At 66.9% G+C, this 9475-nt stretch carries 10 protein-coding genes; 9 read left to right on the top strand and 1 reads right to left on the bottom strand.

What is annotated here, in order from left to right; genetic code table 11:
* Together RT551_RS20440 and RT551_RS20435 are read left to right on the top strand one after the other, a co-directional pair.
* Positions 1-295 (top strand): SPOR domain-containing protein (locus RT551_RS20440; protein WP_313461898.1); only part of this gene is annotated, 295 nt, incomplete at its 5' end.
* A gap of 113 nt (positions 296-408) precedes the next feature.
* On the top strand, positions 409-1620 hold the full coding sequence (locus RT551_RS20435; RefSeq protein WP_313461896.1) for a D-alanyl-D-alanine carboxypeptidase family protein: 1212 nt from the start codon (positions 409-411) through the stop codon (positions 1618-1620).
* A gap of 110 nt (positions 1621-1730) precedes the next feature.
* Here RT551_RS20435 and RT551_RS20430 read toward each other — a convergent pair whose 3' ends face one another.
* On the bottom strand, positions 1731-2795 hold the full coding sequence (locus RT551_RS20430; RefSeq protein WP_313461895.1) for a lipid A deacylase LpxR family protein: 1065 nt from the start codon (positions 2793-2795) through the stop codon (positions 1731-1733).
* 192 nt (positions 2796-2987) lie between these two features.
* Between RT551_RS20430 and RT551_RS20425 the strand changes: the two genes are divergently transcribed.
* The 7 genes from RT551_RS20425 to RT551_RS20395 all read left to right on the top strand — a co-directional run.
* A complete protein-coding gene (locus RT551_RS20425) occupies positions 2988-3266 on the top strand; it encodes a DUF493 family protein (protein WP_311192613.1) in 279 nt (92 codons plus the stop codon).
* Entirely contained in the window at positions 3254-3964 is a 711-nt protein-coding gene (gene lipB / locus RT551_RS20420; RefSeq protein WP_313461892.1) for a lipoyl(octanoyl) transferase LipB, read from the top strand. Before RT551_RS20425 ends, lipB begins: the two co-directional genes overlap by 13 nt.
* Before the next feature lie 18 nt (positions 3965-3982).
* Positions 3983-4993 carry a lipoyl synthase gene (gene lipA, locus RT551_RS20415; protein ID WP_311192611.1) on the top strand — a complete coding sequence of 337 codons (1011 nt, stop codon included), beginning with the start codon at positions 3983-3985 and terminating at the stop codon, positions 4991-4993.
* A gap of 127 nt (positions 4994-5120) precedes the next feature.
* Positions 5121-7298: a carboxy terminal-processing peptidase gene (locus RT551_RS20410; protein ID WP_313461890.1), complete on the top strand. Its 2178-nt coding sequence runs from the start codon at positions 5121-5123 to the stop codon at positions 7296-7298.
* Positions 7299-7419: 121 nt separating this feature from the next.
* A complete protein-coding gene (locus tag RT551_RS20405; protein ID WP_313461888.1) occupies positions 7420-8091 on the top strand; it encodes a DUF2242 domain-containing protein in 672 nt (223 codons plus the stop codon).
* Positions 8092-8152: 61 nt separating this feature from the next.
* Positions 8153-9358: a hypothetical protein gene (locus tag RT551_RS20400; protein WP_313461901.1), complete on the top strand. Its 1206-nt coding sequence runs from the start codon at positions 8153-8155 to the stop codon at positions 9356-9358.
* Between the two features lie 3 nt (positions 9359-9361).
* A partial coding sequence (locus RT551_RS20395; protein WP_313461899.1) for an NAD(P)-binding domain-containing protein occupies positions 9362-9475 on the top strand: 114 nt, incomplete at its 3' end.

Below are 9475 nucleotides of genomic sequence, written 5' to 3'. Positions count from 1 at the left end.
CCCCGCACCGGTGGTCGCCACTGCGCCCGCGCCGGCCGCCAACCCCACGCTGTCCCAGCAGGTGGGCACCGTGCTGCTGCAGGTGGCCAGCTTCGCCAGCCGTGACAATGCCACCCGCGCACTGGGCCAGCTGTCCACTGCCGGCATCGTCGGGGCCAGCATCAGCGACATCGTCAGCGGCGGCCGCACCCTGTGGCGCCTGCGGGTTCCTGCATCCGACCATGCCAGCGCCGCGGAACTTGCCGGCCGCATCGTGGGTCTGGGCTTTGGCTCGCCGCAGATCGTAAAAGAATGAATGGCCAGACCCGGCGCGCCTGACCGCGTGCCGCCGAGCGCATGGGCCTACAATGGCCCGCCCCGTATCACCCCTTTGTCATCCCCCTTGGCGCCCCTGGAGCTTGTTGTCCGATGAAATTCCGCTTTGCCGCTGCCGCCCTGGCCACGACGCTGGTCGTGGGCATGGTTTCCGCCCAGACCCCGCAGCCCGTCCCAGCGCCCGCGCCGGCGGCCACCGCACCGGCCACCGTCGCGACGCCGCCGGCCCCGGTGCCCAGCGTCTCCAAGGCCTGGATCCTGATGGACTACGCCACCGGCCAGGTGCTGGCAGGTGAGAACATCCATGCACAGCTCGCCCCGGCCAGCATCACCAAGGTGATGACCTCGTACGTGATCGCCGCCGAAGTGAAGAACGGCAAGGTGCGTCCGGACGATCAGGTGATGATGAGCGAACGCGCCTGGCGCGAAGGCGGTGCCGGCACCGATGGCAGCTACAGCGGCTTCCCGGTCAACCAGACCGCGCGTCTGGAAGACATGGAAAAGGGCATGGCGATCCAGTCCGGCAACGACGCCGCCATCGCGCTGGCCGAACACGTGGCCGGCAGCGAAGAAGCCTTCGCGTCGCTGATGAACAGCTATGCCGCCAAGATCGGCATGAAGAACTCGCACTTCGTCAACGCGCACGGCCTCAGCGCGCCGGGGCACCAGACCACCGCTTACGACCTGGCACTGCTGGGCCGGGCGATGGTGCGTGACTATCCGGAAACCTATGCCTACAACAAGGTGAAGGAATTCACCGTGGGCAGCATCACCCAGCCCAACCGCAACCTGCTGCTGTGGCGCGACGCCAGCGTCGACGGCATCAAGACCGGTCACACCTCGGAAGCCGGCTACTGCCTGATGAGCTCGGCACAGCGCGGCGACCAGCGCCTGATCGCCGTGGTGCTGGGCGGTTCGTCGGAAAAGCAGCGTGCCGATGACAGCCTGGCCCTGCTCAACTGGGGCTTCCGCTTCTTCGAAACCCACCGCATGTACGAGCCGGGCAAGGCCGTGGCCGAGCACAAGGTGTGGAAGGGGCAGGCCGACAACGTCCAGCTGGGCGTGGCCCAGCCGCTGCTGGTGAGCGTGCCGCGCGGTCGCTACAACGATCTCAAGCCGAGCATCGACGTGCCCAAGACCCTGGAAGCCCCGTTCACCGCCGGCCAGCCGATCGGCACGCTGAAGGTGACCCTGGACGGCAAGGTGGTGGCGGAGGCTCCGCTGGTCGCCGTGGCCGCGGTGGAAGAAGCCGGCTTCTTCAAGCGCCTGTGGCACAGCTTCCTGATGTGGTGGGAATCGGAATAAGAAAAAAGGCCCGCATCGCGGGCCTTTTTTGTAGGGACACGCCATGCGTGTCCGCGAACCGCCCGTAGACCACGAGGACACGCATGGCGTGTCCCTACAATGCCGATCGTTTACAGCGAGCGGCTGATCGTAAAGCTGCCATAGATCGGCGACTGCTCCTGCCCATCAAACTCGCGGGTGCTGTGGTAGCGGGCGAGGGCGAACTTCCAGCGGTTGTACATGATCGCCAGGCCGTAGCCGGCCTGGGCCACGAACGGGCGCTTGTCCACGCTGTGGCTGTTGCGGAAGGTGTTGCCATCCAGGGTGATGTCGCGGACCACCCACGCGGCATCGGTGGTGGCAAACAGGTGGAAAGACCAGCCGCTGGGCTTGCCGCCGCGGGTCGGCGCGGTGTTTTCGCCGGCCGGGCGCAGCGGGGTGCTGCCGAAGTCGTCCGGCAGCTTCCAGCCGAAGCGCACTTCGCCGCCGCCGTTGAGGTGGGTGGCCAGGTTGCCGACCGCGCCGCCATAGTGGCTGATCGCATCCCAGCCCCAGCCACCCAGGTTTTCGCTGGCATCGGCCGGCCAGCGGCGCATGCGCTCGTGGGTCAGCATGATCACCGGCTCGTTGTGCAGCTGGTTGTCCCAGCCCTGGAACTTCTCATCGCCCAGCGCGTCATGCACCGCGTCCTGGACCTCTTCGCCCAGCGCCCACGGCCCGACCACGCCCAGGGTCAGCTGGGTCGTCTGCAGGCGGTCGCCCCGCCGGGCGTTATAGCCGAAGCTGCCCACCAGCACGCCGGCGTAGGGGCGGTCGTCCTCGATCACGTCTTTGCGGGTGAAGTCCTTCGGCGTGTAGATGCCTTGGCCGAAGCTGAAGATCATGTTCTGCTGCTCGAACTCGCCCGGGGCCAGCCGCTCCAGATGGCGGTTCACCCAGCGCGCCAGGCGCGGCAGGCAGGGGTCGTCGGTGTAGTCCACCAGGTTCGGCGACACCAGGGTGATCTGGGCCCCGTTGGTGTAGCCCTGGTCCTGGTCAGCTCCGCCGAACAGGTCGTTGTCGACGCGGAAGTTGACCTGGGGCGGGTGGTCGCGCATGGCGTCAGGACCACATTGTTCGGCCGCCTGTGCGACAGGCGCGGCCACGGCAAGCACACCGGCAAGCGCGGCCGGCAACGCGAAAGGCTTCAAACGCATGATGGTTCCGCTGACTGAATTGGCTTCTTTTTATGCGCAGACAGCGTAGTGAAGACGTGAGACGGCCTCAACGCCGCGCATGCACTGGACTGTGCTGTGAATGAAGCCGGATTTTCATGTCCGGTTGGGCGACGCTGTGCGCATGATCCCGCCCTGCTTGGGTTTCGTCGTTTTCGTCCCCATAATCCCGCCATGGAAATCAAGTCTGACAACCCTGAACACGGCTTCCAGTTCCCCGGTCAGTTTGAGCTCAGCGCCATGGGCGCGGCCAACATCGGGCTGGAGCATGAACTTCCCCGCCTGCTGCAGGCCGCTGGCGTCGATGTGCTGAAAGAGCGCATCAGCTGGAAGACCTCGTCCAATGGCAAATACGTGTCCGTACGGCTGGTGTTCAAGGCCGACAGCCGCGAACAGTACGACAGCGCCCACGAGGCCCTGCGCGACCACCCGGAAGTGAAGTGGACGCTGTAAGCGACCGCCCGCTGGAGGCTGCTGCCCCCGGGCAGCGCGCCGCCCGCCCTGCCGTGGTGCGTGACCTGGGCCGCCAGCCCTACGCCCCGGTGTGGCATGCAATGCAGCGTTTCACCGATGCGCGCAACGACGACAGCGCCGATGAGCTGTGGGTGGTCGAGCACGACCCGGTGTTCACCCTGGGCCAGGCCGGCAAGGACGAGCACGTGCTGGCCCCGGGCGACATCCCGGTGCTGCATGTGGACCGCGGCGGCCAGGTGACCTACCACGGCCCGGGCCAGATCGTGATCTACCCGCTGCTGCAGCTGCGCCGCCTGGGTATTGGCGTGCGCGATTACGTCTGCCGGATCGAGCAGGCCATCATCGACACCCTGGACGAATGGAATATCGGCGCTGAACGACAGGACGGCGCACCCGGCGTGTATGTGGCCGGGGCCAAGGTCGCCGCGCTGGGCATCCGCGTCCGTCGTGGCTGCACTTTCCACGGCCTGGCCTTCAACGTGGCCATGGACCTGGAGCCGTTCCGTCGCATCAACCCCTGTGGCTACCAAGGGCTGCAGGTGACCTCGGTGGTAGACTTGGGGGGACCGTCCGGCATGGCGGCCGTCAAGCCGGTGCTGCTGGGCCATCTGGCCCGCCAGTTCGGCCTGGACCTCCAGCCCACCTCTGAACTGCCCGATTTGACTGACGCGGCCTGACCGCCGCCGACCAAGGCCATGACTGAAACCACCGCTCGCATCATTCCCCTGCAGGTTGTGCAGGGTGACACGCCGTCCGCCGCCCCGCTGCAGGCGGGCGTCAAACAGCTGGGCGGTGACAAGATCGGCCGCTCGCCGGTGCAGTTTGCCGACGCGCCGGTGCTGCGCAAGCCCTCCTGGATCCGCGTGCGCATTCCCTCGGGCAATGCGGTGCAGACCCTGAAGGCCAAGCTGCGCGAGAACCGTCTGGTCACGGTGTGCGAGGAAGCCAGCTGCCCGAACATCCACGAGTGCTTCAGCCACGGCACCGCCACCTTCATGATCCTCGGCGAGGTCTGCACCCGCCGCTGCTCGTTCTGCGACGTTGCCCACGGCCGGCCCAAGCCGCCGGACGCCGGCGAACCGGCCAGCCTGGCCCAGACCGTGGCCGACATGGGCCTGAAGTACGTCGTGGTCACCAGCGTGGACCGCGACGACCTGCGTGACGGCGGTGCCCAGCACTTCGCCGACTGCATCGGTGCCATCCGCGCCAAGTCCCCGAACACCCGCATCGAGGTGCTCACCCCGGACTTCCGTGGCAAGGGCCGCATGGAGCGCGCGCTGGACATCCTGGCGACCAACCCGCCGGACGTGTTCAACCACAACATCGAAACCGTGCCGGACCTGTACCGCAACGTGCGCCCGGGCGCGGACTACCAGTGGTCGCTGACCCTGCTGAAGAACTTCAAGGCCCAGCACCCGGCCATCGCCACCAAGTCCGGCATCATGCTGGGCCTGGGCGAGGACATGGACCAGGTGCGCGCCACGATGCGTGACCTGCGTGCCCACGACGTGGACATGATCACCATCGGCCAGTACCTGCAGCCGACCGCCCACCACCACCCGGTGCTGCGCTACTGGACCCCCGAGGAATACAAGGCGCTGGAGGAGTACGGCTACGAGTTGGGCTTCAGCCACGTGGCCTCCGGCCCGATGGTGCGTTCCTCGTACCACGCCGACGTTCAGGCAAAGGGTGCCGGCGTCGCCTGACGCCGGTGCCGTTCACAATTTGCAACACACCTCGGTTTAGGCTGGAAATCCGCCGCAACTTTCGGCACTGTCGTGTTGTCTGATCTGCACGCAGTCTCCCCCTTGGCAAGGTGCCATGAGCAAGTTGATGAAACTTAAAGTTCCCGCATTCCTGATGGCCCTGGCGCTGACCGCGCCGCTGGCCCTGGCCGCCTATGCCGACTCGCCGGCGCTGCCTTCGGCCGCCACCGCCGACCAGGCCACCACCTCCAAGCTGGTGTATGGCCTGCTTTCGGACAGCCGCTACGCCTACCGGCCGCGCGCGTTGGATGCGGCCACCTCCAAGGACGTGTTCAAGCGCTACCTGGAGTCGCTGGACGGCAGCAAGCAGTTCTTCACCCAGGCCGACATCACCAAGTTCGCCCCGTTCGAGGCCAACATCGCCAATGCCATCCGTGGCGGCGAGCTGGAACCGGCGTTCCAGGTGTTCGCGGTGTACAAGCAGCGCGTGGGCGAGCGCGTCGGCTACGCGCGCAAGCTGCTCAAGCAGGATTTCGACTTCAGCAGCGATGAGCGCTTTGATTACGACCGCAAGGACGTGCCATGGGCGGCCAGCACCGCCGAACTGGACGACCTGTGGCGCAAATCGGTCAAGAACGACTGGCTGCGGCTGAAGCTGGCCGGCAAGCAGCCGGCCGACATCCGCAAGACGCTGGACAAGCGTTACGCCACCTTGGAAAAGTCGGTCAACGAACTGAAGGGCGAAGACGTCTTCCAGTTCTTCCTCAACGCCTACACCAGCGCCGTTGATCCGCACACCGACTACTTCACCCCGCGCACTGCCGAGAACTTCAATCAGGCAATGTCGCTGTCGCTGGAGGGTATCGGCGCGCAGCTGCAGCGCCAGGACGACATGGTGGTGATCCGCGAGATCATCGCCGGCGGTCCGGCTGCGGTGAACGGCACGCTCAAGCCCGGTGATCGCATCGTCGGCGTGGGCCAGGGCAAGTCGGGTCCGGTTGAAGACGTGATCGGCTGGCGCATTGACGACGTGGTCGCCAAGATCCGCGGCAAGAAGGACACCCAGGTCCGCCTGGAGTTCATTCCGGCCGAGGAAGGCGTCGACGGCAAGCACCACATGCTGGTGCTGACCCGCCAGAAGGTGCGCCTGGCCGAACAGGCCGCCAAGGGCGAAACCCTCACCATTCCCGGCAAGGAAGGTGAACCGGATCGCAAGGTTGGCGTGATCAAGCTGCCCACCTTCTACCAGGACTTCGAGGGCCGCCGCCGCAACGCCACCGACTACGCCTCGGCCACCCGTGACGTCGCCAAGCTGCTGGCCGGCTTCAAGAACGACAAGCTCGACGGCGTGGTGCTGGACCTGCGCAACAACGGCGGTGGTTCGCTGGACGAAGCCATTGAACTCACCGGCCTGTTCATCGAGCAGGGCCCGGTGGTACAGGTGCGCGAATCCGGCGGCCGCGTCACCGTCAACAACGACCGCAGCGAAGCGGTCGCGTGGGACGGCCCGCTGGCAGTGCTGATCAACCGCGGTTCGGCCTCGGCGTCGGAAATCTTCGCCGGTGCCATCCAGGACTACGGCCGCGGCCTGGTCATTGGTGAAACCACCTTCGGCAAGGGCACCGTGCAGAACATCGTCGACCTGGACCGTTGGCCGAGCGGCGAGACGCAGCGCTTCGGCCAGGTCAAGCTGACCATCGCCCAGTTCTTCCGCGTCAGCGGCAGCAGCACCCAGCACAAGGGCGTGGTGCCCGACCTGGCCTTCCCGGCCAGCGTGGACGCCACCGAGTACGGCGAAAGCACGTACGACAATGCCCTGCCGTGGACCCGCATCGCCGCCGTGCCGCACACCCAGTACGGCAACTTCGGCCCGCTGCTGCCCAAGCTGGAAACCCGCCATGCCGCGCGTATTGCCGCCGACAAGGAATTCCAGTGGTGGAACGAGGACGTGGAGCAGTTCCGCACCGAAGCGGCGAAGAAGTACATCTCGCTCAATGAGGGCGTGCGCCGCGCCGAGCGTGAGCGTCAGGAAAAGCAGCGCAAGGATCGCCAGGCCATCCGCAAGGAACTGGGCCTGGACCTGGACCCGCTGGCCGACGACAGCAATGACGACGGCCTGACCGGCAACGAGCGCGACATCGTCAAGGATGCCGCCCGTGAAAAGGCCGCCGAAAAGCGCCCGGACCCGCTGCTGCGTGAATCGGCGTCGATCCTGGCTGATGCGGTGAATCTGCTGGCCGAGGACCGCCCGCTGTCGGCACAGGTGCTGCCGCAGTCCACCGCTGTGGGCCGCTGGGCGGACTGAACGCCCGGCGTGAACCAACCGATAACGAAGGGCCGGCCATGCGCCGGCCCTTCGCTTTTTAGACCCTGCGCATACGCCTCCCTCACTAAGCTGGGACGATCCCGTTTTTGCAGGAGCGCCCATGCGGCTGTCCCACGCACTTCCGGCCGGCCTGCTGGCCGTGTCACTCAGCGCCTGCGGCGGACGCGCCGCCGACAGCACGCTGCTGCGCGAATCATTCGACTCTGGCGATACCTACTCGCGCACCGTGCCGGGTTCGCCGGCCACGGCCTGCGAAGCCGCGCGTCGCACCCTGCTCAGCCAGGGCTACGCGATTGCCCGTTACGGTGCCGACGCGGTGGAAGCCAACAAGAACTTCCAGCCACGCGATGACGAGCACGAACAACTGGTGCTGCGGATTTCCTGTGCGCCGCGCGGTGACGAGGCGCTGGTGTTCATCAGCGCGGTGCAGGACCGCTATGCGTTGAAGAAAAGCCCCACCTCGGCCAGTGTCGGCGTCGGTGCCTTGGGGTCGGTGTCGCTGCCGTTCGGCAGCAATGACGACTCGCTGGTGAAGGTGGCCAGCAGCACCGTGCAGGATGCGGACTTCTATCGGCGATTCTTCGCGCGCCTGCAGCAGTACCTGCCGGCGGCGGCTGCCGGTACGCCACCGCCGCCGACACCCGCTGAGGCACCGGCAGACCCCATTCCGGCCACGCCGCCGGCCCCTCCGGCCCCCGCAGCGGTGCCAACCCCGCCCGAACCGGTGCCGGAGGCCACGCCGTCCACTGACGTCCCGACGCCGCAGGCCTGAGCGGGCGCGCATTACCGTGCAACGTCTGCGTCGGCTGCTCGTCACCGTGGCGCTGGGCACGATGGTGCCTGCCGCCTCAGCCGCTGACTGCACCGAGGCGTTGCTGCGTGAGCTGGGCTGGCAGATCGGGGCCACCTCCGCTTCGACACCCCAGGTGCATGGCGGGGCGGTCTGCGAGCGCGCCGACCTGGCCGAGGCGCGCGCTGCCGGCGACCTGCGCGTGCAGTTGCCGCGGCAGTGGAATGAGGCGCAACGGCAAGTCTTCCTGCAGACGCTGTTCGATGACCCGGCCACGGTGTGTGCCTATGCTTTTGAGCTAGGTGAGGCGACCCGACGCGCCACCACGCAACTGCAGGACAACCCCGGCTACCGCTTCTCCGCATTGCAGCTGGGCTGGATCGGCTTTGGCATCGGCGGCAGTCGAGCACAGGGCTGGCAGGGCTTCCGCAGTTTCGGGCGCGGCTATCAGCCGACGGCAAGCAACAGCGCCGCGTTGGACGCCTTCTACAACGGCCACGTACGCAGCGAATGCGGGGTAGGGCGACAGGTGGCCCAGTTGGCCACCCAGCGCGAGCTGTACGGCGATACTGCATTCGATGCGGAGTTCAGCCCCGGCGAGCTGTCCATCGGCACCTTCCTCACCCTGCACGACACCGACAGCATCCTGCTCGGACACCACGCTGGCACGTTCCTGGCCGACGGCAAGGCGATGCGTACCTCACAGCGCGGCCGCCAGGCCTTCGTCGGCGCACCCGGCTTCATCGAGCACGTGTTCGACAAGACCTACGTGGACGACATCAACAACCAGGCCGAGAACTTCGTCATCGTCGATGTCAGCGCTGCCGCCGCGCAGGCACTGCGCGAGCACGGCGGCTTTGCCCATTACGACCGGCTCAACCGGCGCATCTGGGAGCTGGCCAAGCAGCTGCCCGGCCACAGCGCCCGCCGCTTCGAACGGCTGCTGATCGAGCGCGACCCTGGGCTGCGGCGGGCGCTGCCGGCCGCCCAGCAAGCGGTGCTTGCTGAACTGGACGCCTTGCTGGACGATCCGTTCTATCAGGGGTTCCTGATTTATGTGCACCCACGCGGTATACGTCCTGTGGGCTACCACGTGGTGCGCCTGCTCGACCGCAATCCGCGGACGCCATTCGCCTTCGAGCTGGGGCTGCACAATCTGCATACCACGCTGTACCGCCGTTGGATCGACGCCCGCCTGCGCCAGTGCGCGGCGGGGTCGGCATCGCATTCGCAACCCGAGCAAAGGTGATTGATGGACATTGCAATGATTGGACTGGGGCGCATGGGCGCCAACATGGCCGAGCGCCTGCACCGCGGCGGCCACCGCGTGATCGGCGTGGACCCGGGCGAGGCGGCGCGCACTGCC

The organism is Stenotrophomonas sp., assembly GCF_032103445.1.
GTDB lineage: Bacteria > Pseudomonadota > Gammaproteobacteria > Xanthomonadales > Xanthomonadaceae > Stenotrophomonas.
The sequence above is the reverse complement of the archived record's forward strand: the minus strand, read 5'-3'. Positions and strand labels throughout refer to the sequence as shown.

Excerpts from the sequence above, each read along its gene's own strand:
- RT551_RS20430 (WP_313461895.1), bottom strand. The coding sequence starts at position 2,795 with ATGCGTTTGAAGCCTTTCGCGTTGCCGGCCGCGCTTGCCGGTGTGCTT.
- RT551_RS20400 (WP_313461901.1), top strand. The coding sequence starts at position 8,153 with ATGGTGCCTGCCGCCTCAGCCGCTGACTGCACCGAGGCGTTGCTGCGT.
- RT551_RS20435 (WP_313461896.1), top strand. The coding sequence starts at position 409 with ATGAAATTCCGCTTTGCCGCTGCCGCCCTGGCCACGACGCTGGTCGTG.
- lipA (WP_311192611.1), top strand. The coding sequence starts at position 3,983 with ATGACTGAAACCACCGCTCGCATCATTCCCCTGCAGGTTGTGCAGGGT.
- RT551_RS20410 (WP_313461890.1), top strand. The coding sequence starts at position 5,121 with ATGAAACTTAAAGTTCCCGCATTCCTGATGGCCCTGGCGCTGACCGCG.
- RT551_RS20425 (WP_311192613.1), top strand. The coding sequence starts at position 2,988 with ATGGAAATCAAGTCTGACAACCCTGAACACGGCTTCCAGTTCCCCGGT.
- RT551_RS20405 (WP_313461888.1), top strand. The coding sequence starts at position 7,420 with ATGCGGCTGTCCCACGCACTTCCGGCCGGCCTGCTGGCCGTGTCACTC.